This window comes from Virgibacillus carmonensis, assembly GCF_057836705.1.
On sequence record NZ_JBYQFJ010000204.1, the window covers coordinates 1 to 647 of the forward strand.

Sequence of the window (647 nt, forward strand, 5' to 3'; positions counted from 1 at the left end):
AGAGGATGGGGAAAAATGCCAGTTACACACGATTTTGAAAAGGAATTAGCAAACAGGTATACGGCGTTGTTATCGGCAAAGGAAAAGGAAGTATTGTATCCAGATAATGAAGGATACAAATGGAAACGAGAGAAATTAGAAACACTATATCAAGATACTGTGCTGAAATCGAAGTATCCAAAGGAAAGGCTTAAAAATTTGGAAGAGGAAGTACAGAAAGAACAGGATAATCAAATGAATCAAGCTGAACAATTTAAGCAGGCTTATAAACAGGGTATTCTGCAAAAGTTACAATTTACAAAAGAAGAAACCAATTATAAGGATGCTTATAAGCAAGAGGTATTGAAGTCATTGAACAAAGAACCAAGTGAAAAGGAAACACCCCCTGATGAAAGCAAAAAAGGGGAGCAAGAAATGAAAGATTTTGAAGCAAAACATGGATACGAGAAAGTCTATATGTTAAAAAGAGAAGTTTTGGATGAAATAAAAGAAATGGATTTAACGCCTGTGCAAAAAGAAAAAGTAAATCAGATTGAGAAAGGTTTGGAGCAGGAAAGGTTAATGAAGCTTGGGAACAAGAAAGATAAAAATCAAGAAAACGACATGGAAATGTAGGGCTTCCGGTGGAAGTCCTTTTATGGAGGTGA

General features: G+C 35.4%; 1 protein-coding gene. It reads left to right on the top strand.

All coding sequences use genetic code 11. The features are described from left to right. A partial coding sequence (locus AC3G7N_RS21395; RefSeq protein WP_489424151.1) for a hypothetical protein occupies window positions 1–615 on the top strand: 615 nt, incomplete at its 5' end. Window positions 616–647: the final 32 nt, after the last annotated feature.